Origin of the sequence: Phyllobacterium sp. 21LDTY02-6, from assembly GCF_023554255.2 — a bacterium.
Taxonomy (GTDB): domain Bacteria; phylum Pseudomonadota; class Alphaproteobacteria; order Rhizobiales; family Rhizobiaceae; genus Phyllobacterium.
This window is the reverse complement of sequence record NZ_JAMJWD020000001.1, coordinates 564,052-589,893: the sequence shown is the minus strand read 5'-3', so window position 1 is coordinate 589,893 and position 25,842 is coordinate 564,052. Positions and strand designations below refer to the sequence as shown.

Here is a 25,842-nt window from a genome sequence, read left to right as displayed (position 1 = left end):
TCGCTTCCCTCGCGCTGAGCGTCGTTCAGGCCACGCATCTTTTGCGGTCGCTTGGCGATAGTGAAAGCCACACCATCAGGTGCGATTGAGGGCATGGCAATGAGCGAATCCGCGACAGGAACCGATAGCGAAAAACAGGCACATGGCAGGCGTGGCGGACGGGCAAGGCCCCGCGATGTCGCAAGCGGCCCATTCGACCAGCCACCCTTTCGCCAGCTTCGCATTCCGATCACGCCGACCAAGATCGTTTCCGACGACGAACTGGAATCGATCCACAATGCTTCCCTGCAGGTCCTGCGGGAAATCGGTGTCGATGTCCTCCACGACGGCGCGCGCGAAATCATGAAGCAAGCCGGCGCCGATATCGTCCCAGGCAGCATGCGCGTGCGTTTCGACCCGGAGATGATCCTTGAGCATGTCGGCCATGCGCCTTCTGAATTCACGATGCACGCGCGCAACCCGGCGCATAATGTGCGCTTCGGTGGCAATAATCTCATCTTCGCCCAGATGGGTTCTGCGCCAAATTGCTCCGACACCGACAATGGCAGGCGCTCGGGAAACCAGGCGGACTTTCGCAATTTCCTCAAGCTCGCCCAGATGCATAATATCATCAACATGAGCGGCGGCTATCCCGTCGAGCCCATCGACATCCATCCATCGGTTCGGCACCTCGAATGTATCAGAGACCTTGCCACCCTCACCGACAAGGCATTCCACATCTATTCGCTCGGCAAGGAGCGAAATGAGGATGGAATAGAGATTGCGCGGCTGGCTCGGGGGATAAGCCGCGAACAATTGCAGGACGAACCGTCTTGCTACACCATCATCAATACGAATTCACCCTTGAGGCTCGATATCCCGATGATGGAAGGCATCATCCAGATGTCGGGCAATGGCCAGCTCGTCATCGTCACCCCGTTCACCCTGGCCGGAGCAATGGCCCCGGTTACCATTGCCGGCGCCCTCGTGCAGCAGAATGCCGAGGCATTGGCGGGCATCGCCTTCACGCAGATGGTCAAGAAGGGCGCTCCCGTCGGCTATGGCGGCTTTACCTCCAATGTGGACATGAAATCCGGTTCACCCGCCTTCGGAACACCCGAATATATGAAGGCGCAGCTCATCGGCGGACAATTGGCGAGACGCTATGGCATCCCCTACCGCACCTCTAATGTTTGCGCCGCCAATACGGTTGACGCGCAGGCCGCCTACGAATCGGTGTTTTCCCTGTGGGGCGCCATTCAGGGCGGAGCAAACTTCATGCTCCACTCGGCCGGCTGGCTCGAAGGCGGCCTTTGCTGTTCATACGAGAAGATGATGCTGGATATCGATCTGCTGCAGATGGTAGCCGAATTTCTGACCCCGTTGGACCTGTCGCAGGATGCGCTTGGCGTGGACGCCATGCGGGATGTCGGCCCAGGCGGTCATTTCTTCGGCACTGCCCATACGCAGTCGCGCTACAAGACGGCATTCTATTCGCCCATCATATCCGACTGGCGGAACTACGAGACATGGCAGGAAGCCGGTTCGCCTACAGCCATCCAGCGCGCCAACCGCCTCTGGAAAGAGCGTCTGGCGACCTATACCAAACCCGCAATCGATCTCGCGATCGAAGAAGAGATCGATGCCTTCGTCGCACGGCGCAAGGCGGAAGGCGGCGCGCCGACGGATTTCTGATTGCTTGAATCAATCTGTCAGCCCCCTGAATCATATTCACATCAAAGAGGCCCAAGCGAATGAAATCGCACGTTAAAGCAGTGGTAATCGGTGGCGGAGTAGTCGGATGTTCGGTGCTGTATCATCTCGCCCGCGCCGGGTGGACAGATGTATTGCTGATCGAGAGATCCGAACTCACATCCGGTTCCTCCTGGCATGCGGCCGGCGGGTTCCATACACTGAACGGCGATCCGAACGTCGCGAAACTTCAAGCCTATACCGTCAGTCTCTACAAGGAGATCGAAGAATTGTCCGGGCAGTCCTGTGGCCTGCACCTGACCGGCGGTGTCATGATGGCGGATTCGCCCGAACGAATGGATTTTCTCCGCCTCGCCCACGCGCGCGGCCGCTATCTCGGCATGGACACCGAGCTCATTACCCCATCCGAAGCGCGGGCAATGTTCCCGCTCATGGACGAGTCCAATTTCGTCGGCGCCATGTGGGATCCGGTCGAAGGCCACCTCGATCCCTCCGGCACTACCCATGCCTATGCCAAGGCGGCACGCAAGCTCGGCGCCGACATCTCGCTGCGCAATCGCGTGGTGGAACTGACCCAGGACGCCGATGGCACATGGAACGTGGTAACCGAACAGGGAACGGTGAAGGCCGAGCACGTGGTCAATTGCGGTGGGCTCTGGGCTCGCGAGGTCGGGCGTATGGCGGGGCTCGAACTGCCTGTCCTCGCCATGGAACACATGTATCTCCTGACCGAAGACATGCCGGAAGTCATCGAATTCAATGAATCGACCGGTCGCGAGCTCATCGGTGTCATGGACTTCAAGGGCGAGATCTATACGCGCCAGGAGCGGAACGGCGTCCTGCTCGGCACCTATGAGAAAGCGGCAAAGCCATGGTCGCCCGTCAATACCCCTTGGGATTTCGGCCACGAGCTGCTGGCGCCTGACCTGGATCGTATCGCCCCCTCGCTGGAAGTCGGGTTCCGCCATTTCCCCGGCATCGAAAAGGCCGGCATCAAGCAGATCATCAATGGACCCTTCACATTCGCGCCGGACGGCAACCCGCTCGTCGGCCCCGTCCCGGGCCTCACCAATTACTGGACGGCCTGCGCCGTGATGGCCGGATTCAGCCAGGGCGGCGGCGTTGGCCTGGCGCTCTCCAACTGGATGGTTCACGGCGAACCCGGCTTCGACGTATGGGGAATGGACGTCGCCCGTTTCGGCGAGTGGGCAACCCTGCGCTATACGAATGCCAAGGTGCGCGAAAATTACTCCAGACGCTTCTCCATTCGCTTCCCCAATGAGGAACTCCCGGCAGGCAGACCGCAGCAGACCACGCCGCTCTATGACAGGATGATTGCTCAAAACGCCGTCATGGGCGATTCCTGGGGCCTTGAAACGCCGCTCTGGTTCGCACCAGAGGGCACTGAACCGCGCGATATCGTTTCCTACCACCGCTCCAACGATTTCGACCATGTCGGCAATGAAGTACGGGCAACGCGGCGCAGCGTCGGCGTGACCGAAATCGCAAACTTCGCAAAGTATGAGGTGACGGGTCCCGGCGCCGAAGCCTTCCTGTCCCGGTTGATGACGAACACCATGCCGAGGATCGGACGCCTGGTGCTGACACCCATGTTGAACGAGGATGGAAAACTCATCGGCGACTTCACCATTGCCAAGGCAGCAGAGGACCGGTTCGTCATCTGGGGCTCATCCGCCGCCCAGCGTTATCACATGCGCTGGTTCCAGAAGCACCAGCCGCGCGACGGCTCGGTTCGCATCCACCGTTTCGACCAGACCCTGGTCGGACTGAGCATTGCCGGGCCGAAATCGCGCGACCTGCTCGCCAAACTGGTCGACGAGGATGTCTCGGGTGGCCAGTTCCGCTTCATGGACTATCGCGAGATGGCTGTCGGCGGTGCTCCCTGCCGCGTCAACCGGATCTCCTATACCGGCGACCTCGGCTACGAGATCTGGATGGAGCCGGCCTATCAGCGTCTTGTCTATCAGGCGATCAAGGATGCCGGCGCCGAATATGGCATCGTGGACTTCGGCATGCGCGCCCTGCTCTCGATGCGCCTCGAAAAGAACTTTCCGACCTGGTATCGCGAGCTGCGGCCGATTTATGGCCCCTATGAAGGCTCGATGGATCGCTTCGTCAAGCTGGCCAAGAATGATTTCATCGGACGGGAGCCGGCAGCGAGGGAAAAGGCAGAGTTTGACGCCGGAGGTGACGGCAAGCTTCGCCGCGTATCATTCATCGTCGACGTGCCAACCGGACCGGACGCCGCCGATGTGATGGGCGATGAGCCGATCTGGGCCAAGGTTTCCAAGGATTATGGCATCGTTCAGGCCAGCCACGGCGTCGGTGCGCCGCGCTTCGACGGCAGCGGCAAGACTGTTGCGAATATTGGCGACATCGGTGCAGTACAGGGCGAATGGCGCGTGGTCGGCTGGGTTACCTCGGGCGGTTATGCGCATCATGTCGGCCATTCCATGGCCCAGGGCTATGTGCCGAACGAGCTTGCAGGAAACGAAAGCGCCGGGCTCTTCGAGATCGAAATCCTCGGGAAACGACGCCCTGCCCGCATCAATGTCGAACCGCCCTTTGATCCTTCAGGCGAAAAGCTCCGCGGGTAGCTGCAGCGAGGAGATGAAGGGCAAACCCTTTCGCCTCGCAGTCCAGCCTACAGGTGCCAGGGCGCGCGCCGCCGTCGTGAACTTCAATGCAATATCCCACGATTTGCAGTCGATCGCGGCGAGATCGGCGCGATTTTCGGCAACGGCGTCGATCGATCTGCGATGTCCGCGAGTTTCGACAAGGTCGGAGAAAATGCCGAACGAAAGCCCGGCTTCAGCAAGATCGCGCTCCAGCGCCAGGTAGCCGGACATGGAATCCCGGCTGTTGAAAGCGAGCCGCTTGCCTCGCATTTTCTCGACAGGCAGCATCGCATTGCCGTCCGCAGGCGCACCGGCACGGACGCCGTCGCCGCGACGCATGACGAGTACGCTGGAATACAAGGCACCCTGCCCGCCCTCGATACCCGAATAATCGTCCTGGCCAACCACATGGACGTGGTCCCTCAGGCCAAGTTCCATCGGCCCCCAGCAGGTCTGCGCCAACAATAGTGCCGGGTGCTTCCACAGTACCGGAAGATCAAGCTCATGCGGCGGCAATGTCGCCGGGTCCGGCGCGATAAGCTCGCCATTCTTGCCGATGATACCGCCAGGCACAGGCGGAAGATCCCCGTTGCGGCGCACGAGGTCGCTCGGCGCGTCAAACCCTGCATCGATCAGCCGCTGACGCAGCAAACCCCACTGCGCGTCGACCTCAGCACGGCGTTCCGGCCAATCATACATTGGCAAAGCGGCAATGAATGGCATCATGTAATGGGCTTCAGTCCTTGGGCGGCTCGGCCGGGATGGGCATGGTTGACCCTCCCTGCATGCTTATACCATGGCGCCGCGGCCGGAAAGCGCGTGCGGGAGCGGGATCGCGCCGCAACACCGGATGAACGACTTCGTGCTTCTTGCGGAAAGCATAGGCCTTCAAAATTTCGAGATAGTTGCGGAACACATAGCCGCCATTCATGCGCTGCCATTCCTCCCGCTGCGCCTGATACAGTTTAGGCAGATCATACCATGGCGCCGTCGGCCGTTTATGGTGGACGAAATGAAGATTGTTGTTGAGGAAAAGCAGTGCCAGGGGTGATTTTTCGACGATGATCGTTCGACCATCCGGCCGCTCCGACCATTGGTGCTCGCAATAGGTGCGAATAGCAATGATCGACAACCCCCAATAGGCGGCAGTCAGGCCATAGAGCCACAATGGAATATCGAAGACGAACCACAGGACCGCGACGAGAGGGATCAGGCTCAGACCATGCAATATCCAGGCGTCGCGGGTCTTGCGTTCGCCACCGAGAACCAGTTGCGTCTCGCTGATGGCAAAGCCGATAACCATTAGGGCCGGCCCGATCGTTACCCGTCCGATCAGCGTATTGTTCCAGTTCAGGAGCCGTTTGATGAATGACGGCAATTTCTCCCAATCGCCCAACGCCCGATAATAGCTCTCCGGATCATCATAGGGGTCTGTGAGCCGCTCATCCGCATGATGTTTCAGATGCAGGTACTTATAGCGGCGATACGGGTAGAAAAGTCCGAGCGGCATTGCCACCAGCAACTCGTTGATAGAGCCATTCCGCGTCGGGTGGCCATGCAGGACTTCGTGCTGCAGTGAAGAGTGCAAGGCGACCGACACTGCCATGAGTGACAGCGCAAGCAGCGGGCTTACGGGATAAAGATAAAGGCCGGAGGCAAACCACAGCCCGTAGCAAACCAAAACAAGGCCGATTGTCGGCCATTCGATGCGCCGCTTACCGCGGCGAGATGTATGTCTTTCTGATTCCATGTCATTTATCGTCTCATTGTCAGCAAGTGTCAGCAATGAGATTTCCGTAACTGAATGTTGATTTTGCGCACCAAACAGCGCATATGTTGTTCAATATAAACATTCGGAGTGCTTGCAGTGGATAAGAGGGATCTGTCCCGGCTCTTCCAGACTCGGGTGAAAATCCTGCTGGAACGAAGCGGAGAGAACCAATCCTCTTTCGCTGCCTCCATAGGAATCGATCGTTCAGCCCTTTCACAGCTGCTTTCCGGCCAATCAACCCGTCTGCCGCGGGTGGAGACCTTGCTGAACATTGCCGAGAAATATGCTGTGTCGCTGGACTGGCTGCTCGGGCTTAGCCATGATGAAGGCATCACCGGCGAGCTTCGCCCGAGCATGGAGCTGGAAGAGGGTCCGGATAATTTCGAACGTACATTGCTGGTGCGTTGGCACGCCGAGGCAACCGGAAGCAAGATTCGCTACGTTCCCGCCCGTATTCCCGATCTTCTGCGTACCCCTGCGGTCATTTCCTATGAGACCTCGATGGTTCCGCGCGACCCGTCAGTCCAGATGCATGAAACTGCGTTTCGGCTGGACTATAACCGCCAGCCCGGAACGGATATGGAAGTCTGCATGCCGGTGCAGACACTCAATGATTTCGCCTCCGGGCACGGCATATGGGCAGATCTGCCGCAAGACGTTCGAATTGAACAGTTGAAGCACATGGCCGGTCTGGTGGACGAGCTCTATCCGTCGTTCCGGCTGTACCTCTTCGACGGGCGCGAGCGCTATTCGGTGCCCTATACGGTTTTCGGGCCCTATAGAGTGGCGCTTTTCGTCGGAGGCATGTACCTCGTGCTCAACACGACCGAGGCTGTTCTGACGATGCAGCGTCATTTTGACGGGCTCATCCGCGTAGCGCGGATAAATGCTCATGAAACAGCGGCCTATATTGCCGGCCTGAACACAGCCTAGAGATCATCGACGCTTAGATTCGCATTGACCGACATATAAAGACTTGCTTATATCATTATCTAAATCCAACGAAGGAATACTCCGCAATGTCCGCTTCCAATCCTCTTGCCGACCTCATTGCAGAAAAAGGGGTGCTGCTCGCCGACGGAGCCACAGGGACCAACCTGTTCGCCGCCGGACTTGAAGCAGGCGAAGCGCCGGAACTGTGGAACGAGTCGCAGCCGGAGAAAATCCTGGCGCTGCATCAGGGCTTCATCGATGCGGGTGCGGACATCATCCTCACCAACTCCTTCGGCGGAACGAGGCATCGCCTCAAGTTGCATCACGCGCAGGACCGTGTTTTTGCCTTGAACAAGGCGGCTGCGGAACTGGCTCGCGAGGTTGCGGACAAGGCCGGCCGCAAGGTCATCGTTGCCGGATCGGTCGGCCCGACGGGCGAACTTCTTGTCCCGCTTGGCGCACTGACCGAAGAAGACGCGGTCGCAGCGTTCATCGAGCAGTTGGAGGGCCTGAAGGCCGGCGGTGTGGATGTTGCCTGGATTGAAACCATGTCTGCGCCCGGCGAGATAAGGGCCGCAGCCGAAGCGGCCGTGAAGGTCGGCCTCCCTTACGTATATACGGGATCGTTCGATACTGCGGGCAAGACGATGATGGGCCTGCATCCGAAAGATATTCACGGCGTCGTGGACGGCCTCGCGGAACGTCCGCTGGCAGTCGGTGCCAATTGCGGCGTCGGAGCATCGGACATTCTCGCTTCCCTTTTGGATATGAGCGAATCCGACCCATCTGCAACCATCGTCGTGAAGGGAAATTGCGGCATCCCGGAATTTCGTGGTTCCGAGATTTTCTACTCTGGCACGCCGGAACTCATGTCGGATTATGCACGACTGGCGATCGATGGCGGGGCAAGGATCATCGGCGGCTGCTGTGGCACCTCGTTTGAGCACCTCGCTGCAATGCGGAAGGCGCTCGATACACACAAGGCGGCGGCTCGGCCCACCGTGGAGAGCATCGTTGAGGTGATCGGCCCGATGCGCAACAAGCTGGCCGCGCATGGCGACAATCTGCCGAAGCGGGAGCGGCGGCGCAGGGCCTGACGGGTTCGGCGCTCAGCCCGCGAAAGCCCGCATGTGAAACGCCTGCTGTTCCGGAACGTATTCATAACCATCGCCGACCGGACACGCCAACCTGGCAAGACAGCCACCCATCATGCAGGCCTGATGTTTCTGCCGCAGATGATCGCGGCATCTGTCCACCGCGAAATTCGCGCCATCGAAGGCGCTGACGGGACAGGCTGAAAGGCATGGCTTGGCTCGGCAAGTGGCGCAGGGGTGCGCCTGTTTTGTCGCAGGCTCGATGTCGATCGGATCGCGGAACAGCAAGGCGCCGCGAAACGCATGCCACAGACCGTATACGGGGTGGATCAGCATGCCGAGTGGCGATTGCGAAATGCCCTCCGCCCGCATGGCCCAACGTTGAAAGGGCATGAAGGGCTTGTCGGATGGAAACACCGCGACTGCGGAATGGTCTGCCGCAATACGGCCCAGAACTTCCTTGGACCAATTGTCCAGCGGATCCGCTTCATGGGAATGGGCAAGGTGCCACCGCCGGAAGCTAGGCCAGATGGAAGAGCCGAAATGGCCAACCATCAGAACGGATCTCACAGGCCCTGCTCGATGACGTGGTGCATCGATATCGCCCTCTTCCAGGACGAACCCGCCACGCACCGACAGGCCAAACTCCTCGAGCCGTGATGTCAATCCGCCGATATCTGGACCACCATCCGGCATGGTCTACCCCTTGACGGCAGTTGCCCACACGTCCTTGTGGATCAGATCGGCCACTTTAGCCCGGCCGTCCTCGGGCTTCTTTCACGTGAATGCGTCGGGCATCGAAGCCTTCTTCTTGGCGATGAACTCCTTCAGGGATTCGTCGATCGCGGGGTCCAGATAGGGCGCCTCATAGGTTTCCAGCCAGCGGCGTGCGAGCTCGTTGGCTCGTTGATCCGCGCGTTTCTCCCCTTCGGCCAGCCATTGTTCGTAGGAGTTGTTGTCGGCCATCGTCGAGCGATAGAACGCGGTCTGGAAATTTGCCTGCGTATGGTCGCAGCCGAGATAGTGGCTACCGGGGCCAACCTGGCGGATTGCATCCATGGCCTGACCGTTTTCCGACAGGTCCACACCTTCCGAGAGCCTTTGGGCCATGCCAAGCTGGTCGATATCCATCATGAACTTCTCGTAGGACGACACCAGCCCGCCTTCGAGCCAGCCCGCCGCATGCAGGACGAAGTTCGTGCCTGCAAGCAATGTCGAGTTCAGCGTATTGGCGCTTTCATAGGCAGCCTGTGCATCGGAGACCTTGGAGGCGCAGAGCGACCCGCCTGTACGGAAAGGCAGCCCCAGACGGCGCGCGAGCTGCGCAGCGCCGTAGGATACGAGAGAAGGTTCGGGCGTGCCGAAGGTCGGGGCCCCCGACTGCATCGATATGGACGAGGCAAAGGTGCCGAAGATAACGGGGGCGCCGGGACGCACCAGCTGGGTGAACGAAGCGCCCGCCAGAACTTCGGCGAGAACCTGTGTCAGCGTCCCGGCCACCGTGACCGGGCTCATTGCGCCGGCGAGAATGAACGGCGTGACAATGCAAGCCTGATTGTTGCGCGCATAGACCTTCAATGCGCCCAGCATGGTTTCGTCGAAAACCATAGGCGAATTTGCATTGATCAGGCTGGTGAGCACGGTGTTCCGGTCAAGGAAATCCTCGCCGAACACCATTTTGCACATCTCGATGGTATCTTCTGCGCGCTCGGGCGCAGTCACCGAGCCCATGAAGGGCTTGTCGGAGTATTTGATGTGCGCATAGATCATGTCCAGATGGCGCTTGTTGACCGGCACGTCGACGGGCTCGCAAACCGTGCCGCCGGAATGATGGATCGAAGGCGCCATATAGGCCAGCTTCACGAAATTCTGGAAATCGGCAATCGTCGCATAGCGCCTGTTGCCATCGAGATCCCGGACGAAGGGCGGGCCGTAGACAGGTGCGAACACAGTGGCATCGCCGCCAATCTGGACCGAACGTTCCGGATTTCGCGCGTGCTGCGTATAGATGGACGGCGCGGTCTTCAACAAGGAACGCGGCAGGCCTTTCGGGAAGTGAACCCGCTCGCCCTTCACGTCGGCGCCCGCTTCCTTCCAGAGCGACAACGCCTCGGCATCGTCGCGGAACTCGATGCCGATCTCCTCCAGCACAGTATCCGCATTGGCTTCGATCAGTGCCAGCCCCTCTTCATCGAGGACATCATAGGTGTGGATCTTCCGCCGGATATAGGTCAGCGATTTGCCGGGGCCGCCGCCCGATCGGGCCGCACGGCGGGCAGCCGCGCCTCCACCGCTTCCCCTGCCGCGACGTCCACTGCCTGCCTCCGCCTCTGCGGGAACATCGATTGGCATTTCCTCGGTCATTAGATTTCTCCGGGCGCATGGCGCCGATAGTTTGATAATGGGCAAATCCTAGCCTTCATACCCGCAATAGCAATTCCGTGTGCGGCACATGATGGCGCATCGGGGACAAATGGCCAGTCGTTTTCGTCATTCACTAGGTCGCATTTAAGCAATGTGTTTTCAGCAACTTGCCCGATATGATAGGGAAACGCCAGAACCGGGTCTCAACGGTGCACAAGTCTGAAAGGAAGCATTTAAATGGCCGATGATGAAATCATTCTTTCGGAGCTTTCCGACGATGAACTCGTCGAGCAGATGCATGACGACCTCTATGACGGCCTGAAGGAAGAAATCGAAGAAGGCACCAATATTCTTCTGGAGCGCGGCTGGGAGCCCTATCGGGTCTTGACCGAAGCTCTGGTCGAAGGCATGCGCATCGTCGGTGAGGATTTCCGCGACGGCATTCTTTTCGTTCCGGAAGTTCTGCTGTCGGCCAATGCCATGAAGGCCGGCATGTCGATATTGCGGCCGCTTCTTGCCGCGACAGGCGCGCCCAAGCAGGGCAAGCTGGTAATCGGCACCGTCAAGGGCGACATCCACGACATCGGCAAGAACCTGGTTGGAATGATGATGGAAGGCGCTGGTTTCGACGTCATCGATCTCGGCATCAACAACCCGGTCGAGAACTATCTGGCCGCCATCGAAGAGCACCAGCCCGATATTCTCGGCATGTCGGCCCTGCTGACGACGACGATGCCTTATATGAAGGTCGTCATCGACACGATGAAGGAAAAAGGCATCCGTGACGACTATGTCGTTCTCGTCGGCGGCGCACCGCTCAACGAAGAATTCGGCAAGGCTGTCGGTGCCGATGCCTATTGCCGCGATGCGGCGGTGGCTGTGGAGACAGCCAAATCATATATGAAGCGCAAGCACAATCAGCTCTAGACGCACAAAATTGAATGGCCGCCGGGAGCGGCCATTCAATCGATGGATTGACCCGGTCCTATTCCGCCGAATTGGCGACGCGTTGGCCGGCATTCTGGGTCGCATTCACAGTGTTGGCTGCATCAGCCCCCACACCCCGTATGGTATTTGCACAGCCCGCCAGCGCAATGACTGCGACAACTGCGGCAATTGGAGCAATGCGAGATAGTTTCATGGACTGGGTCTCCCGTTGTGTTAAACTGAATTCAACGTTCGCATAACGCGATGGAGCATTATCGGTTCCATGAATGTTAGCCGCAAGAACAATATTTCGCCCAGCACCGTCAGAGTCATCGCCTGTGGCATGATTGCACGCGAGGTGCTGGCAATTCGCCAATCTCTCGGGCTGGACCATGTGCAGCTTACGTGCCTGCCCGCCGACTTCCATCATCATCCCGATAAAATCCCCGCAGCGGTCGACAGGGCAATCTCCGAGGCCCGCACCGAAGGCATCGACCATGTTTTTGTCGGCTATGCCGATTGCGGCACCGGCGGCCTGCTGGACGAAGTCTGCAAGCGCCACGGCGTGGAGCGCATTGCCGGCCCGCATTGCTTTTCGTTCTATACCGGCAATGCCAAATTCGCCGAGCAATGGGAGGATGACATGACATCATTCTTCATGACCGACTTTCTTGCCCGCCATTTTGAAACCTTCATGGTCAAACCCTTGGGACTGAACCGGCATCCTGAATTGCGGGACATGTATTTCGGGCATTACAAAAAGATGATCTACATGGCGCAGACGGACGACCCGGAGCTCGATCTGAAGGCGGAGCGGGCGGCACAGTTTCTCGGTCTCGCCTATGAACGCCGCTTCACCGGTTATGGCGATCTTCCGTCCGCGCTCGCGAAGGCCGCTTCCGTCCCTTCGTGATCAATCATTGCAGCTCTCTCACAAGGATATGGATCGATGCTTCGTGTCACTTTGATCGTGTCGGCAATGCTTCTTGCCGCGTTACCGGCGAAGGCTGACGGCACCATCCTTAAAATCATCACGCGCCAGGATTCCGAGCGCCTGGCCGGATACGAAACGACCAGGAAACAGGCCCTCGAGGAAGCGCGGCGTGGCGCAGCGCAGGATCTAGCGATCCTGGACGGGATAATCGCCCGACCGGATCTGCCATTTGGCAGCTTCGACATGACCGGCGACTGGAAGTGCCGGACGCTGAAACTCGGCGGTAATCTGCCGCTGGTTGTCTATGGCTGGTTCAAATGCCGCGTCACCGATGATGGGTCGGGCTGGCAATTGGAGAAACTCACCGGCTCGCAACGAACAAAAGGGCGTTTCTATACCGATGGCGACAATCGCCTCACCTATCTCGGATCAGGCTATATAGCGGGAGAAACCGCCCTGCCCTATGGCAGCGGCGCCGAAACCGACGAAGTCGGCTATGCCTACCGAACCTCCGACGACGCCTTTCGCATCGAGTTTCCCGCGCCCGCCAAAGAGTCCCGATTCAATATATTGGAGCTCGCTCGATAGAAATTCGTCATTGCAATGTCATCATACCCGCGCCATATGCGTCGAAACGCTTGACGAAGATGAGGCTATGACCGCGACAGATGCAGGTGATGATTTGATGTCGGAAGACAAGAAAACCGATGCAATGGCGGACAATGATCCGCGCCCCTTGTCCCAGGTGTTTCAAGATCTTTCGCTATCGGCAACAAGACCCGTATCGTTTACCGAACTCGAAGATGCGTTCACCGATCGGAGCTTCGCCGCCCTTCTGACGTTCTTTGCCATATTGAACCTCATTCCACTGCCGCCGGGCACCGGGATGATCACAGGCATCCCGTTGGTACTTGTATCGGTGCAGATGGTCATGGGACGTGATTCCGTATGGCTGCCCGCTTTCCTGCGCACCAAATCCATATCGCCGGACCGCTTCCGGCAGATGTCCGACAAGGTCGTCCCTCGCCTGCAATGGCTCGAGCGGTTCATCAAGCCAAGAAACTGGCCGTTCGGGCGAAGACAGGGCGATCGCTGGCTCGGCGCCTTCACCACGATACTCGGAATGTCCGTCGTGCTGCCGATGCCGCTTTCGAACTGGCTGCCGGCCTTTGCCACGGCCATTATCGGCATCGCTCTTTGCGAGCGGGACGGCAGGCTGCTCTTCGGTGGGCTGGTCATCGGTGTCGTATCGATCGCTATTGTCGCCGGTTTCGCCTTCATCGCGGCGAGTGTCCTGACCTATCTCGCCAGCTTCTGGCCCTTCTAGGCAGATCGTCACTTTCCGAAGGCCATATCCGGCTGGTTGCGGCGTCGCAAAAACACCATCTGGCAACGTCGCATTTGAGTGCACGCGCGTCGTGCCATAGCTAGCTTGAGCCTTATTTTTCCGGCAAAACGGTCCCTGTCGGAGGATGTGGTGCATGGCTGATCTCATTGTCGTTTATTGGCGGGATATTCCGGCACAAGTCACTGTCAAGAAGGGTCGGCAATCAGCAAAGCGAGAGCTTCCGCTGCGCTTCACCGAAGCTATCGACATGTGTGCGATGCGCATCGGCGCAAAGGATTCCGACGCATATCTGGCCGAATGGCGCCGTGGAGCGCCAGTTGCGGTCAGTGACGATCTTGAAGCAGAAGCGGATAATGCGCTGGCCCGCATCGATCAGGAGTATGACCGGCAGCGCTTGGTAGCCCTCGTACAGGCAGGTGGACATGACAATTCATGAATTGAAAGCGAAGCCAATGAGCAAAATCGCAGCATCTATCGAAGTCGCGGCGCGCCAGGCAATTGAATCGCAAGATCTGCCCGGCCTCTTCCCGGTCGGAACGCGGGTCTACATCACCGATATGGGCACCGACAGCGTCGACACGCTCACTGCTGCGGCGAGGAGAATTCATGATCTCGGCTACAAGCCCGTCCCGCACTTTGCGTCGCGGCGCCTTTCCAGCCGCACCGCGCTGGAAACACGCATCCGCCGCGCTGCCGAGGAGGCAGGCGTTACCGATGTGCTGGTCATAGGCGGTGGTCTGGAGCGTCAGGCCGGAGAATTCTCTTCGACCATGGAAGTGCTCGAAACCGGCTTCTTCGACAAATATGGCATCAAGGAAATGGGCGTGGCCGGCCATCCGGAAGGCAGCCCGGAATTTTCGGACGCGGTGGCATTGCAGGCCCTGCGGTTGAAGAAGAGTTTTGGCGAACGCACCGGAGCCAAGCTTCGTGTCGTCACCCAGTTCGGCTTCGATGCCGAACGCTTCATCAATTATGCTGAATCGCTGCGCGAACATGGCATCGACCTGCCGGTGCATCTCGGCGTTGCCGGACCGGCAAAGATCACGACGCTGATAAAATATGCCGCCATGTGCGGCGTCGGCAATTCCATCAGCTTCCTGAAAAAGAACGCCCTCTCCCTGACTGCTCTCGCCACCAGCCATTCGCCAGAGGGCGTGGTGGGGCCTATTGAGCAACATGTGCTCGCGACGGCGGGTACCGCCATCAAGCAGATCCATATATTCCCCTTTGGTGGCTTGAAGAAATCGTCCGAATGGCTTGTCGATCGGGGTAGCTGGAATCTGGCACCTTCGCATTTCACCGCCGCAAACGCCGCTGCCAACTGAGGTAATTTGAATGACCCGTACGATCGTTGCCTCGGCGACAAGAGAAATCATCATCGGTTTTGACCAGCCCTTCTGTGTGATCGGCGAGCGCATCAATCCCACCGGCCGCAAGAAACTGGCCGCAGAGATGGTGGCGGGCAATTTCGACACGGTGACCAAGGACGCGCTGGAACAGGTGGCGGCAGGCGCAACGATGCTGGATGTCAATGCCGGCGTCACGGCGGTCGATCCGAACGCCACGGAGCCGGACCTTCTCGTCAAGACACTTGAGATCGTGCAGAACCTCGTCGATGTTCCGCTGTCCATCGACAGTTCCGTCACGGCCGCTATCGAGGCCGCCTTGAGGGTTGCGAAGGGCCGCCCGCTGGTAAATTCCGTCACTGGCGAAGAGGAAAAGCTCGAGGCGATCTTGCCTCTCATCAAGAAATACAATGTCCCGGTCGTGGCGATATCGAATGACGAGACCGGTATTTCGATGGACCCGGACGTCCGCTTTGCCGTCGCCAAGAAGATCGTCGAGCGCGCCGCGGATTTCGGCATTCCCGCGCATGATATCGTCGTTGATCCGCTGGTCATGCCGATCGGGGCCCTCGGAGATGCCGGCAGGCAGGTTTTTGCACTGCTCCGCCGCCTGCGCGAAGAATTGAAGGTCAACACCACGTGCGGCCTCTCGAATATCTCGTTTGGCCTGCCGCACAGGCACGGCATCAATGCAGGTTTCATCCCGATGGTCATCGGCGCCGGAATGACGTCGGCCATCATGAACCCGTGCCGACCGCAGGAGATGGAAGCGGTGCATGCCGCCAATGTCCTCAATGGGACCGACGCCAATTGCACTTACTGGATCAAGAAATACCGCGATCATCAGCCCGCGGCGGCAGGAGTTGCACCGTCGGTGCCAGCGGAGGCCGCTTCGTCCAACGGCGGACGGCGGCGCGGTGGCCGGGAAGCGCGCCGCGGTGCGGCTGTTTGACCGCCTGTGCGCTCAGCGCGTTTACGACTGATATGCAGGCGGGATAAGAGGAGGCGGTAACTCCCGCCCCAGTATTTGGAGCATCGATATTGAATGCACCCGTGAAGACGCCCGAAACAAATAGCAAGGAAGCCCTGGTCCTGTTCATGCCATCGGGAAAGCGCGGACGCTTTCCGGTTGGCACGCCGGTGCTCGAGGCCGCCCGCACGCTCGGCGTCTACGTGGAAAGCGTCTGTGGCGGTCGCGGCATATGCGGCCGCTGCCAGGTCGAGGTGCAGGAAGGGCGATTTGCCAAGCACGGCATCACTTCCTCCAATGATCATATTTCCGAGTTCGGCCCCAAGGAGCAGCGATATGCGGAAAAGCGCGACCTCAAAGAGGGGCGCCGTCTTTCCTGTTCTGCCACTATCCTTGGCGATCTTGTGGTCGATGTGCCGCAGGATGTTCAGATAAACGCTCAGATCGTCCGCAAGGCCGCCGACACCCGCGTTATCGAGCGGAATCCGGCGGTGCGGATGTGCTATGTCGAAGTTGAAGAACCCGACATGCACAAGCCTCTCGGCGATCTTGATCGGCTGAAGGCGGCGCTTGAAAGGGAATGGGGGCTGACGGGCATTTCCGTCGATACGCATCTATTGCCGCAGGTACAGAAGATCCTGCGCCAAGGTCAATGGGCCGTCACGGCAGCCATTCACCATGACGAGGAAAGCCTCAGCCCGACCATGATAGCGCTCTATCCGGGGCTGAAGAACGAGGCCTATGGCATCGCCTGCGATATTGGCTCCACCACCATAGCCATGCATTTGTCGTCGCTTCTTTCGGTGCGCACGATCGCCTCGGCCGGCACATCCAACCCGCAGATCCGCTTTGGCGAAGACCTGATGAGCCGCGTGTCATACGTCATGATGAATCCGGACGGACGCGAGGCGATGACGAAGGCGGTTCGTGAAGCCATCAACGGCCTGATAGACAAGGTCTGCGCGGAGGGCGGCGTTGCGCGAGAGGACATCCTCGACAGCGTCTTCGTTGGCAACCCGATCATGCATCACCTCTTCCTCGGTATTGATCCGACCGAGCTTGGCGGTGCTCCGTTCGCCCTCGCCGTCTCCGGTGCAGTTCATACCAAGGCGTCTGAAATCGGCCTGACGATGAACCCGGGCACCCGGCTCTACATGCTGCCTTGCATAGCCGGTCATGTCGGCGCCGATGCCGCCGCCGCCACGCTGGCCGAGGGACCACACCGGCAGGATGAAATGATGCTTCTGGTCGATGTCGGCACCAATGCCGAGATCGTCCTTGGCAATCGCGTAAGAACCGTGGCCGCGTCGTCTCCCACCGGTCCGGCATTCGAGGGCGCCGAAATCTCCGGCGGCCAGCGCGCAGCACCGGGGGCGATCGAACGCGTTCGCATCGATCCGCTGACGCTCGAACCCCGCTTTCGTGTCATTGGTACCGAACAATGGTCGGACGAGCCCGGCTTCGCGGAAGCAGTCGCCAAGACCGGCATCACCGGAATTTGCGGATCGGCTATCATCGAGGTCGTGGCCGAGATGTATCTTTCCGGCATCATCTCGGAAGACGGCGTTGTCGATGGTGCCATGGCGGCACGGTCGTCGCGAATTGTCGCTACCGGCCGCACATTCTCGTATCTGCTGCATGAGGGATCACCGACGATCACCATCACGCAAAATGACGTTCGCGCCATCCAACTGGCCAAGGCTGCGCTCTATGCCGGCGTCAAACTCCTGATGGACAAGCTTGGTATCGACCATGTCGACCAGATCCGCTTTGCCGGAGCATTCGGTTCGTTCATCGATCCGAAATATGCGATGGTCCTCGGCCTCATTCCGGACTGTGATCTCGACAAGGTGCAGGCGGTCGGCAATGCCGCCGGTACGGGTGCCCGCATGGCTTTGCTGAACCGCAATTACCGCCGCGAAATCGAAAATGCCGTTACCAGCATCGAAAAGATCGAAACGGCGCTCGAACCGAAGTTCCAGGAGCATTTCGTCTATGCGATGGCCCTGCCGAACAAGGTCGATCCTTTCCCCAAATTGTCAGAGGCCGTCACCCTGCCGCCGCGCAAAAGCCTGTCGGATGGCGCCACGCCTGGCGAAGCCACGCCGCGCCGGCGCTCGCGGGAAGATCGCGCCGCCCGCCGCAACCGGGAATAGGCTTTGACGGCGCAGCAATTTCGGTTAACAAGCGTCGCATTGAAGCTCGGACCTGGATTGCACCTTCCATGATAGCCTGTTTTGATATTGGTGGTTCGGCCATCAAGGCGGCCGCTGCCCACGCGCATGACGACGTACGACCATTGCCGAAAGTGCCGACGCCGTTGAGCGATTTCGACGCCTTCGCCGCGACCATAGGCGAGCTTGCGGACCAGAGCGGCGCCGACCGGTCGCAATTGATCGCGATCTCCATTGCCGGCGTCGTCGATGCGGAAACGGGCCGGATCACCTGCGCCAACATACCGTGTATAGACGGACGCGCCCTCGCCGCCGATCTGAAGGAAAAACTCGGCAGGTCAGTATTGATTGCCAATGACGCCGATTGTTTTGCGCTGTCCGAGGCGACAGTCGGCGCGGGGGTTGGCCACCGGATCGTCTTTGGCGTGATAATCGGCACCGGCGTCGGCGGTGGCCTCGTTATCAACGGGAATATCCATGAGGGCGTCGGCGGTTTTGCCGGAGAATGGGGGCATGGGCCCGTTTCGGCCACGAGTGCAGGCAATCCTCCTGCCAGCATACCGCGCTTTGCGTGCGGTTGCGGCCAGATCGGTTGCATCGATACGGTGGGAGCCGCCCGCGGACTGGAGCGCCTGCATCTTCACCTGCATCAAGCCGCGCTGAGCAGCACCGAAATCATCGAGGCATGGGAGAATGGCGAGGCCACCGCCGCAAGAACGATCGACTGCTATGTCGATATCGTCAGCGCGCCGCTTGCGATGACCATCAATATTGTCGGCGCATCCATCGTTCCGGTGGGTGGCGGCCTTGCCAATTGCATCCCGCTGGTGGAACTGCTCGACAAAGCCGTGCGGCGGCGCATCCTCTACAAGACGGACCGCCCCCTGGTGGTACCCGCCAAGCTCAAGGTCGAGCCAGGTCTCGTCGGCGCCGGCATCCTTGGGTTGACGGAGATCGCCAAATGACTGTCCTGCTTGAGGTCTGCGTCGATGATCCAGCAGGTCTCGCGGCCGCCGTGGCCGGCGGGGCAGACCGTATCGAACTCTGTTCCTCGCTGGAGCTCGGCGGGCTCACTCCGACGCCGGGGCTCATTGAACAGGCGGCACGGGTCTCAACGCCCGTCTATGCGATGGTTCGGCCGCGCGCAGGCAATTTCATCTATTCGGACATTGAGCTGGGTGCGATGCTGCACGACATCGCCGGTATCCGTTCGGCGGGACTGGCGGGAGTGGTATTCGGCGCGAATCTCGCCAATGGCGCCCTGGACGAGCGAGCGCTCCGACGCCTGATGGCGGAGGCAACTGGGCTCGGAGTGACCCTGCACCGCGCCTTCGATCTCGTTCCGGATGTGGCCGAAGCAGTCGAAACAGCCGTCGAATTGAAGTTCGAACGCATATTGACGTCCGGCCGCATGCCCACCGCCCTCGAAGGCATGGCAGATCTCGAGGCGACCCACGATTGTGCAGCGGGCCGCATTGCGATCATGCCCGGCTCAGGCGTCAATTTAAGAACTGCGCAAAAACTATTGGAACACCTGGCTTTTGGCGAAATTCATTCGTCCTGCTCCGTTGCCGCAACGATCGTCAATGAACCGGCCGCAAGACTGGGCTTCGAAACAGCCTCCCGGAAGCGAACGGACGCCGATCTCGTACGAGAGTTGAAAGCCTATTTGCTCAACAGCTGAGCTTGCCAGTCCGTTCATAGCCTTCGAAATAGACGCGCAAATGCTGCGCGACAGCCCGGATATGGGCGCCGGCATCCTTGGCGACCAGCATGCCCAGCTTCGACTCCCCGAGCGGAGGCAATCCATGCTCCGGTCCGAGTTGCACCATATTGTCATCCAGTAGAAACTTGGAGAATGGCGCAACTGCAAGATCAGCTATGATCGCGGCACGCTGCCCCATCGTGTGGGCACTCATATAGGCCACGCGATAATCGCGACCGGCCTTCTCCAGCGATTCGATTGCATTGGCGCGCCATATGCAGCCCTCCTCCCACATCGAGAGCGGCAACGGGTTGCGCTCGTGGGCGGTGCCGCATTTGGCCCCGGCCCAGATGATCTCCTCGGTCATCAGGACCTCGATCTCGTCCAGCTTGGCCAATGTCTCGTTCACATTCACGAGCGTCACGTCCAGGCGCTGTTCGTCGAGCCGCTTTCGCAGGCTGTTGCTTTGGTCGATGACGACATCGACCGTCACATCCGGATGGGAATCGGCGAAACGCTTCAACACGAAAGGAAGAACGCGCTCCCCGACATCATCAGGCGCGCCGAGACGCACAACGCCGGAAACGGTCGGCGCAATGAATTTGGCGACGGTTTCGCGGTTGAGTGCCAGCATACGCTTGGCGTAACCAAGCAGAATCTCGCCATTCGGGGTCAGTTTCACCGACCGTGCGTCGCGCTCGAGCAGGACATGACCGAGAATATCCTCGAGCTTCTTGATCTGCATCGAGACAGCCGAGGGAGTGCGAAACACCGCATTGGCGGCGCTCGAAAAACTTCCGGTTTCGGCGATCATCGCGAAAGTACGCAAAACATCCAGATCAAGGATCGGAATTGGGTGATGCATAGGGGCTGACACGGCGCTACTCCATCAATTTTTCTTAATCATATAGTTCGCAAATTTCGTTTGATTGAACATTAGATTAGCCCGATAGTCAAGCCTGAAGAGTTCAACCAACTTATAGCAGGAGAAGGAAATGAGCACTTGCATCGAACTTCATCAGCAACGGGCTGCCACTCCGCTTATCGAGCGGCTCGCCGCCCCGCTTGTTGCCCAAGCCGATTACTCCGTTCGCTTCATCAAAAGCGTCGGAAACCGTGTGCGAAGCATTCATCGCCGCCATGTTACAGAAGCCGCTCTCGACGCGCTGCCCGAGAACATCCGCTGCGATATAGGCTGGCCGGACCTTTACCAGCGCCAGGTCAGCGAATGCGAAAAGCAGCAGCAATAGCCTGGTACGACCGGGGCCGATAACGAACTATCTGCCCCGGTCAGCATAAGTGAAAGCTGTGCGTTTGCGACACAGGGATGGCCACTTCCAATTAGAATAGTTCTATGGTTGTATCTGAAAAAAAGCTTTGTGAGCCTCGGTTGAATGCCGCGAAATATGCTTCAACTGCGACATGGTTCAAAGCCAGATACGGGAACATAGGCTATTATGGATCAAATCGGTCTCAACAAGCGGTCGTTCGTCTTTTTTCTCGTACCCAATTTTTCGATGATCGCTTTTGCCACGGCAATCGAGCCGCTGCGGATCGCGAACCGGATGTTGGGCTACGAGGCCTATCGCTGGCGTCTGGCCTCGGTTGATGCGAGACCGGTCACCGCTTCGAACGGTGTCGAATGCGCAGTCAATTCTTCGCTCGAAGATGAACGGCGGTTCCTGACTGGCGAAGAACGTCCGTCGATGGTCTTCGTCTGCGCCGGCGTACATGTCGAGAAGTTCCAGAACAAGTCCGTATTCGCCTGGCTCCGCGAGGAATTCAATCGGGGCGTCGCTGTTGGCGGGCTATGCACGGGCGCGCACATATTGGCGGCGGCCGGCCTCCTTTCTGGCAAGCGCTGCGCGATCCATTGGGAAAACCTGCCGGGTTTTGCCGAAGCATTCCCGAAGGCCGACGTCTATGCCGACCTCTTTGAAGTAGACGGAAACATTTATACCTGCGCCGGCGGAACGGCGGCGTTGGATATGATGTTGAAGCTCATCGGCGATGATTTCGGCGACAATATCGTCAATCGCGTTTGCGAGCAGGCGCTGACCGACCGGGTCCGCAGCCCGCATGACCGGCAGCGACTACCCCTGCGTGCGCGTCTCGGCGTCCAGAATTCCAAGGTGTTGACCATTATCGAATTGATGGAGGCACGCCTGTCCGAGCCCTTGTCGCTGATCGAGATTGCAGACCATGTGGGCCTGTCGCGGCGGCAGATCGAAAGACTGTTCCGCCAGGAAATGGGCCGGTCCCCAGCGCGCTACTACCTCGAAATACGGCTGGACAGGGCGCGCCATCTCCTGATTCAGTCGTCAATGCCCATTGTCGAAGTTGCGGTCGCCTGCGGCTTCGTTTCCGCCTCGCACTTCTCCAAATGCTATCGCGAACTTTACGGGCGTTCGCCGCAGCAGGAGCGCGCTGACAGAAAACAGCTCATGGCCGCCTGATCATCGGGATTCCCAATCCTGCATCCGGCGTTGCCATATGCGCTCTCCGGACATGCAATCATAGGATTGCGCCTTGGCCTGGGCCAGGATCACAGGTAGCTTTTCGACATCGCTCGATGCCTTCACCACGTCGGGCGTTCTGCCGGCAAGTTCGAGCACGAGCTTTCGGCGGACGGCCTCGGGAAACTGGTCCCACGAGTTCACGGGGATCATGAAGGACCCCGGCCCGCCGATGACACAATTGGTGTAGTAGACATCGAGATCGCGCACGGCCCAGTCAGAATAAAAATTGCCCTGCGTCATCAATGGCAGGCCATTGATGGTGATGCCTTTGGCGAGGACGTCATCTCGTACCGGCGCAACGGGCATGCCGTTATTGTTGGCGCCATCACCGGACACGTCGATCACCCTTCGAATTCCCTTGAACCCATTATCATCGAAGAGCCGGCCGCTATATTCGAGCGCACCCGAGATCGAGGTGCGGCTCTGCGTCGAAGGTATCGGGCGCATCAAGGCGGTCGCAAAGCTTTCCGCCGTTTCCGCACTGTCGATAATTGTCCAAGGCACGATCACTCGCTGCATGGTGGCCCCGGCCCATTCGACATAGGTCACTGCTACTCGGCCATGAACGCCCTCCCGGATAGCGTCGATGACCTCCTTCTGCCTCAGCGCTGCGATATAGCCTTCGCGCTGGATCTTCTGTTCAAAACTTTCCATGGAGCGCGAAGCATCGACTGCCAGCACAAGTTCCACATCGACATCGATTTCGTTTGATAGGGCTCGCACGGAGGGGCTGGCAGCCATTGTCGCCAGCACAAGAAAACCGAAGATCGCCTTCTTCCGCATGAACATGCCGGGAAGTGTAGCGCAGTTTTCCCAAGGACAAAGCAGCTTTGCCGCCGTTCACGCTCTGTTGAACGGGGCAAGGAATGGGCGCGCCATTCGCGCGCCCACTTGTCTGGAACCCGGGACTAGGCCTTCAGACGTTCATTTTCGGGATCGAACGGCGACTCGGCGATCACGGTGGCCTTGTGGTTCTTGCCCAGTATCTTGATCTCCAGCACGGTGCCGAGCGCGGAATGAGCAGGCTTTACCATCGCCAATGCGAGGCTCTTGCCAAGGCGCCAACCATAACCGCCATGGGTGGCGCGGCCTATCAGTTCGCCCTTGGCATAGATCGGCTCACTGCCGCGGGCGTCCACGTCCGAAACACCGGGGACGTGCACCTCCAGCGTGACGAAGTTCCATCGAAGCCCTTCTTCGCGAGCCTTGACCACCGCGTCGCGACCGATGAAATCACCCTTGTTGGGATGGACAAAACGGTCAAGTCCGCTTTCAAACGCGTTGTATTCGATCGAAAGCTCGCGCGGTATGAGCCGGTAGGACTTCTCCACCGCCATGGCCGTCATTGCACGGATGCCGAATGGCTTGATGCCGAATTCGGCGCCCGCCTCAAGCAACATGTCGTAGATCGTTGCCTGTTGCTCGATCGGATGATGCAACTCCCAGCCCAGTTCACCAACGAAATTCACGCGCAACGCGTGAGCGGTGGCGGGTCCCACATTGATCTGCTTGCCTGACAGCCAGGGGAACGCCTCGTTGGAGAGGTCCGCACGGGTCAACTTCTGCAGAACGTCGCGGCTGCGTGGTCCGGCAAGAACAAGAACGCCAAAGGTAGCCGTCAGAGACCGCAGCGATACCGAGCCGTCATTTGGCAGCAACTTGTAGAGATAATCATGGTCATGGTTCTCGTAGGCACCGGCCGAGACGAGATAGAACCGGCCCGGCGACCATTCATAGACCGTGAACTCCGAACGCACCCCACCCTGATGTGTCAGGAGGTGGCACAGCGCAATCCGGCCCTGCTTCTTTGGGATGCGATTGGCCAGGATGGAATCGAGCCATGCACGCGCTCCGGGTCCGGATACTTCCATCTTGGCGAATGCCGACATGTCGAGGAGACCGACATTGGTCGTCACATTGCGTACTTCATTGCCGACATGCTCGAAATAATTCGACCGCCTGAACGACCACAATTCCTTGATCTTGCCGTTGGCGTCGGGCATCGGATGGTTCCGGTTCAGGAGAACGTCCGGTTTCTCCAGCTTGCCTACGTCGAGTTCATAGCCCTTTGGCGCAAACCAGTTGGCCCGCTCCCAGCCATAGACGCTGCCGAAAACGGCTCCGAGTTCCTTCTGGCGGTCATAGCTGGGCGACCGCTTCAACGGCCGCGCCGCAACGCGCTCTTCGTCCGGGTAGTGGACGGTGAACACATCCGCATAGGCTTCTTCGTTCTTCTCCTTGAGATAGCCTTCGGTCGCGTAGGGTCCGAAGCGCCGCGGATCGACACCCATCATGTCGATCGAGGGTTCTCCTTCCACGATCCATTCTGCCAGCTGCCAGCCAGCACCACCGGCGGCCGTTACGCCGAAGGAGTGGCCTTCATTGAGCCAGAAATTCTTCAACCGTGGCGCAGGCCCGATGATCGGCGAACCATCTGGCGTATAGGCGATCGCGCCATTATAGACCTTCTTGATCCCGACTTCGCCAAAGGCGGGAACGCGCGCTATGGCCGTTTCGATATAGGGCTCGAGGCGCTCGAGATCCTCCTGGAACAGTTCGTATTCGCTGCCATCCGACGGGCCATCCACATAGCAGACCGGAGCGCCATGCTCGTATGGTCCAAGCAGAAGGCCGCCATTCTCCTCGCGCATGTACCAGGAGGAGTCGCTCTCGCGGAGAACGCCCATTTCCGGCAGGCCCTTCGCCTTGCGCTCGACAATGGCCGGATGCGGTTCGGTGACGATGTATTGGTGCTCGACCGGAATGACCGGGACGTCGAGCCCGACCATCTGGCCCGTCTTGCGGGCGAAATTGCCGGTGGCGGACACCACATGTTCGGCTGTTATGTCGCCCTTGTCGGTCTTTACCAGCCATTTCCCGTCGGGCAGCTGCTCGATGCCGGTGACTGTCGTATAGCGATAGATGGTGGCGCCGCGGTCGCGTGCCCCTTTGGCGAGTGCCTGGGTAAGGTCGGCAGGCTGGATGTAGCCATCGTCCGGATGCTGGATCGCGCCGAGAATTCCATCCGTCTCGGCCAACGGCCAGACTTCCTTGACCTGTTCCGGCGTCAACATTTTCACCGGTACGCCGATCGTTTCGGCAACGCCGGCATAATACATATACTCGTCCCAACGGTCTTTTGTGCGCGCCAGGCGAATATTGGTGCAATTGGAGAAGCCGACATTCATGCCGGTCTCCTCCTGCAGTTCCTGATAGAACTTTACGGAATATTTGTGGATCTGGCCAACCGAGTAGCTCATGTTGAACAGTGGCAGCAGGCCCGCGGCATGCCATGTCGAGCCGGATGTGAGCTCCTTGCGTTCAATCAGTACAACGTCGCTCCAGCCCTTCTTGGCCAGATGGTAAAGCGTCGAAACACCCACCACGCCACCGCCGATAACGACAACACGCGCCTCAGTCTTCATT

General features: G+C 59.1%; 24 protein-coding genes. 16 read left to right on the top strand and 8 right to left on the bottom strand.

What is annotated here, in order from left to right:
• Positions 1 to 99 precede the first annotated feature (99 nt).
• Both M8997_RS02770 and M8997_RS02765 read left to right on the top strand, forming a co-directional pair.
• Positions 100 to 1,674: a trimethylamine methyltransferase family protein gene (locus M8997_RS02770; RefSeq protein ID WP_250013433.1), complete on the top strand. Its 1,575-nt coding sequence runs from the start codon at positions 100 to 102 to the stop codon at positions 1,672 to 1,674.
• 59 nt (positions 1,675 to 1,733) lie between these two features.
• The gene (locus tag M8997_RS02765) at positions 1,734 to 4,310 is read left to right on the top strand and encodes an FAD-dependent oxidoreductase (RefSeq protein ID WP_250013430.1); all 2,577 of its coding nucleotides are present in this window, start codon (positions 1,734 to 1,736) and stop codon (positions 4,308 to 4,310) included.
• On the opposite strand, the gene M8997_RS02760 is transcribed toward M8997_RS02765, so the two are convergent.
• Both M8997_RS02760 and M8997_RS02755 read right to left on the bottom strand, forming a co-directional pair.
• On the bottom strand, positions 4,287 to 5,057 hold the full coding sequence (locus tag M8997_RS02760) for a phosphate/phosphite/phosphonate ABC transporter substrate-binding protein (RefSeq protein ID WP_250013428.1): 771 nt from the start codon (positions 5,055 to 5,057) through the stop codon (positions 4,287 to 4,289). The genes M8997_RS02765 and M8997_RS02760 overlap by 24 nt on opposite strands.
• A 10-nt stretch (positions 5,058 to 5,067) precedes the next feature.
• Complete coding sequence (locus M8997_RS02755; RefSeq protein WP_250013425.1) at positions 5,068 to 6,081, bottom strand: fatty acid desaturase; 1,014 nt, start codon at positions 6,079 to 6,081, stop codon at positions 5,068 to 5,070.
• A 117-nt stretch (positions 6,082 to 6,198) separates the two neighbouring features.
• On the opposite strand from M8997_RS02755, the gene M8997_RS02750 reads away from it, so the two are divergent.
• Both M8997_RS02750 and bmt read left to right on the top strand, forming a co-directional pair.
• Positions 6,199 to 7,035 (top strand): helix-turn-helix domain-containing protein, encoded by an 837-nt coding sequence (locus M8997_RS02750; protein ID WP_250013423.1) that lies wholly within the window; start codon positions 6,199 to 6,201, stop codon positions 7,033 to 7,035.
• Positions 7,036 to 7,121: 86 nt separating this feature from the next.
• Entirely contained in the window at positions 7,122 to 8,132 is a 1,011-nt protein-coding gene (bmt, locus tag M8997_RS02745; protein ID WP_250013421.1) for a betaine--homocysteine S-methyltransferase, read from the top strand.
• Between the two features lie 12 nt (positions 8,133 to 8,144).
• Here the strand turns inward: bmt and M8997_RS02740 are convergent, their stop codons facing one another.
• A complete protein-coding gene (locus tag M8997_RS02740) occupies positions 8,145 to 8,825 on the bottom strand; it encodes a hypothetical protein (RefSeq protein ID WP_250013418.1) in 681 nt (226 codons plus the stop codon).
• Positions 8,826 to 8,906: 81 nt separating this feature from the next.
• Positions 8,907 to 10,481 (bottom strand): trimethylamine methyltransferase family protein, encoded by a 1,575-nt coding sequence (locus M8997_RS02735; RefSeq protein ID WP_371929506.1) that lies wholly within the window; start codon positions 10,479 to 10,481, stop codon positions 8,907 to 8,909.
• A 249-nt stretch (positions 10,482 to 10,730) separates the two neighbouring features.
• Between M8997_RS02735 and M8997_RS02730 the strand changes: the two genes are divergently transcribed.
• On the top strand, positions 10,731 to 11,420 hold the full coding sequence (locus M8997_RS02730) for a B12-binding domain-containing protein (protein ID WP_250013414.1): 690 nt from the start codon (positions 10,731 to 10,733) through the stop codon (positions 11,418 to 11,420).
• 58 nt (positions 11,421 to 11,478) lie between these two features.
• Here M8997_RS02730 and M8997_RS02725 read toward each other — a convergent pair whose 3' ends face one another.
• Positions 11,479 to 11,634, bottom strand: a complete 156-nt coding sequence (locus M8997_RS02725; RefSeq protein WP_250013411.1) for an entericidin — start codon at positions 11,632 to 11,634, stop codon at positions 11,479 to 11,481.
• A 69-nt stretch (positions 11,635 to 11,703) separates the two neighbouring features.
• On the opposite strand from M8997_RS02725, the gene M8997_RS02720 reads away from it, so the two are divergent.
• The 9 genes from M8997_RS02720 to M8997_RS02680 all read left to right on the top strand — a co-directional run bounded on the left by M8997_RS02720 (position 11,704) and on the right by M8997_RS02680 (position 19,876).
• Positions 11,704 to 12,333, top strand: coding sequence for a DUF1638 domain-containing protein (locus tag M8997_RS02720; RefSeq protein WP_250013409.1), 630 nt, complete (start codon positions 11,704 to 11,706; stop codon positions 12,331 to 12,333).
• Between the two features lie 36 nt (positions 12,334 to 12,369).
• Positions 12,370 to 12,942, top strand: a complete 573-nt coding sequence (locus M8997_RS02715; protein WP_250013407.1) for a DUF4893 domain-containing protein — start codon at positions 12,370 to 12,372, stop codon at positions 12,940 to 12,942.
• A 67-nt stretch (positions 12,943 to 13,009) separates the two neighbouring features.
• Positions 13,010 to 13,681 (top strand): exopolysaccharide biosynthesis protein, encoded by a 672-nt coding sequence (locus tag M8997_RS02710; protein ID WP_250013405.1) that lies wholly within the window; start codon positions 13,010 to 13,012, stop codon positions 13,679 to 13,681.
• A 154-nt stretch (positions 13,682 to 13,835) separates the two neighbouring features.
• A complete protein-coding gene (locus M8997_RS02705; RefSeq protein WP_250013404.1) occupies positions 13,836 to 14,138 on the top strand; it encodes a virulence factor in 303 nt (100 codons plus the stop codon).
• 16 nt (positions 14,139 to 14,154) lie between these two features.
• Positions 14,155 to 15,027, top strand: a complete 873-nt coding sequence (locus tag M8997_RS02700; protein WP_250013403.1) for a methylenetetrahydrofolate reductase — start codon at positions 14,155 to 14,157, stop codon at positions 15,025 to 15,027.
• A gap of 10 nt (positions 15,028 to 15,037) precedes the next feature.
• Positions 15,038 to 16,000 (top strand): methyltetrahydrofolate cobalamin methyltransferase, encoded by a 963-nt coding sequence (locus tag M8997_RS02695; protein WP_250013402.1) that lies wholly within the window; start codon positions 15,038 to 15,040, stop codon positions 15,998 to 16,000.
• A gap of 146 nt (positions 16,001 to 16,146) precedes the next feature.
• A complete protein-coding gene (locus tag M8997_RS02690) occupies positions 16,147 to 18,174 on the top strand; it encodes an ASKHA domain-containing protein (protein ID WP_250014373.1) in 2,028 nt (675 codons plus the stop codon).
• A gap of 68 nt (positions 18,175 to 18,242) precedes the next feature.
• Positions 18,243 to 19,157, top strand: coding sequence for an ROK family protein (locus M8997_RS02685; RefSeq protein ID WP_250013401.1), 915 nt, complete (start codon positions 18,243 to 18,245; stop codon positions 19,155 to 19,157).
• A complete protein-coding gene (locus tag M8997_RS02680) occupies positions 19,154 to 19,876 on the top strand; it encodes a copper homeostasis protein CutC (RefSeq protein ID WP_250013400.1) in 723 nt (240 codons plus the stop codon). Before M8997_RS02685 ends, M8997_RS02680 begins: the two co-directional genes overlap by 4 nt.
• Here the strand turns inward: M8997_RS02680 and M8997_RS02675 are convergent.
• Positions 19,866 to 20,774, bottom strand: coding sequence for a LysR family transcriptional regulator (locus M8997_RS02675; RefSeq protein ID WP_250013399.1), 909 nt, complete (start codon positions 20,772 to 20,774; stop codon positions 19,866 to 19,868). The genes M8997_RS02680 and M8997_RS02675 overlap by 11 nt on opposite strands.
• A gap of 118 nt (positions 20,775 to 20,892) precedes the next feature.
• Here M8997_RS02675 and M8997_RS02670 point away from each other — a divergent pair, with 118 nt between their 5' ends.
• Positions 20,893 to 21,147 (top strand): hypothetical protein, encoded by a 255-nt coding sequence (locus M8997_RS02670; protein ID WP_250013398.1) that lies wholly within the window; start codon positions 20,893 to 20,895, stop codon positions 21,145 to 21,147.
• 207 nt (positions 21,148 to 21,354) lie between these two features.
• A complete protein-coding gene (locus M8997_RS02665; RefSeq protein WP_250013396.1) occupies positions 21,355 to 22,353 on the top strand; it encodes a GlxA family transcriptional regulator in 999 nt (332 codons plus the stop codon).
• Here the strand turns inward: M8997_RS02665 and M8997_RS02660 are convergent, their stop codons facing one another.
• Positions 22,354 to 23,205 (bottom strand): DUF1194 domain-containing protein, encoded by an 852-nt coding sequence (locus tag M8997_RS02660; RefSeq protein ID WP_371929478.1) that lies wholly within the window; start codon positions 23,203 to 23,205, stop codon positions 22,354 to 22,356.
• A 119-nt stretch (positions 23,206 to 23,324) separates the two neighbouring features.
• On the bottom strand, positions 23,325 to 25,841 hold the full coding sequence (locus tag M8997_RS02655) for an FAD-dependent oxidoreductase (RefSeq protein ID WP_250013392.1): 2,517 nt from the start codon (positions 25,839 to 25,841) through the stop codon (positions 23,325 to 23,327).
• Position 25,842: the final 1 nt, after the last annotated feature.

Excerpts from the sequence above, each read along its gene's own strand:
- M8997_RS02770 (WP_250013433.1), top strand. The coding sequence starts at position 100 with ATGAGCGAATCCGCGACAGGAACCGATAGCGAAAAACAGGCACATGGC.
- M8997_RS02765 (WP_250013430.1), top strand. The coding sequence starts at position 1,734 with ATGAAATCGCACGTTAAAGCAGTGGTAATCGGTGGCGGAGTAGTCGGA.
- M8997_RS02760 (WP_250013428.1), bottom strand. The coding sequence starts at position 5,057 with ATGATGCCATTCATTGCCGCTTTGCCAATGTATGATTGGCCGGAACGC.
- M8997_RS02755 (WP_250013425.1), bottom strand. The coding sequence starts at position 6,081 with ATGGAATCAGAAAGACATACATCTCGCCGCGGTAAGCGGCGCATCGAA.
- bmt (WP_250013421.1), top strand. The coding sequence starts at position 7,122 with ATGTCCGCTTCCAATCCTCTTGCCGACCTCATTGCAGAAAAAGGGGTG.
- M8997_RS02740 (WP_250013418.1), bottom strand. The coding sequence starts at position 8,825 with ATGCCGGATGGTGGTCCAGATATCGGCGGATTGACATCACGGCTCGAG.
- M8997_RS02735 (WP_371929506.1), bottom strand. The coding sequence starts at position 10,481 with ATGCCAATCGATGTTCCCGCAGAGGCGGAGGCAGGCAGTGGACGTCGC.
- M8997_RS02730 (WP_250013414.1), top strand. The coding sequence starts at position 10,731 with ATGGCCGATGATGAAATCATTCTTTCGGAGCTTTCCGACGATGAACTC.
- M8997_RS02725 (WP_250013411.1), bottom strand. The coding sequence starts at position 11,634 with ATGAAACTATCTCGCATTGCTCCAATTGCCGCAGTTGTCGCAGTCATT.
- M8997_RS02720 (WP_250013409.1), top strand. The coding sequence starts at position 11,704 with ATGAATGTTAGCCGCAAGAACAATATTTCGCCCAGCACCGTCAGAGTC.
- M8997_RS02715 (WP_250013407.1), top strand. The coding sequence starts at position 12,370 with ATGCTTCGTGTCACTTTGATCGTGTCGGCAATGCTTCTTGCCGCGTTA.
- M8997_RS02710 (WP_250013405.1), top strand. The coding sequence starts at position 13,010 with ATGACCGCGACAGATGCAGGTGATGATTTGATGTCGGAAGACAAGAAA.
- M8997_RS02705 (WP_250013404.1), top strand. The coding sequence starts at position 13,836 with ATGGCTGATCTCATTGTCGTTTATTGGCGGGATATTCCGGCACAAGTC.
- M8997_RS02700 (WP_250013403.1), top strand. The coding sequence starts at position 14,155 with ATGAGCAAAATCGCAGCATCTATCGAAGTCGCGGCGCGCCAGGCAATT.
- M8997_RS02695 (WP_250013402.1), top strand. The coding sequence starts at position 15,038 with ATGACCCGTACGATCGTTGCCTCGGCGACAAGAGAAATCATCATCGGT.
- M8997_RS02690 (WP_250014373.1), top strand. The coding sequence starts at position 16,147 with ATGCCATCGGGAAAGCGCGGACGCTTTCCGGTTGGCACGCCGGTGCTC.
- M8997_RS02685 (WP_250013401.1), top strand. The coding sequence starts at position 18,243 with ATGATAGCCTGTTTTGATATTGGTGGTTCGGCCATCAAGGCGGCCGCT.
- M8997_RS02680 (WP_250013400.1), top strand. The coding sequence starts at position 19,154 with ATGACTGTCCTGCTTGAGGTCTGCGTCGATGATCCAGCAGGTCTCGCG.
- M8997_RS02670 (WP_250013398.1), top strand. The coding sequence starts at position 20,893 with ATGAGCACTTGCATCGAACTTCATCAGCAACGGGCTGCCACTCCGCTT.
- M8997_RS02665 (WP_250013396.1), top strand. The coding sequence starts at position 21,355 with ATGGATCAAATCGGTCTCAACAAGCGGTCGTTCGTCTTTTTTCTCGTA.
- M8997_RS02660 (WP_371929478.1), bottom strand. The coding sequence starts at position 23,205 with ATGTTCATGCGGAAGAAGGCGATCTTCGGTTTTCTTGTGCTGGCGACA.
- M8997_RS02655 (WP_250013392.1), bottom strand. The coding sequence starts at position 25,841 with ATGAAGACTGAGGCGCGTGTTGTCGTTATCGGCGGTGGCGTGGTGGGT.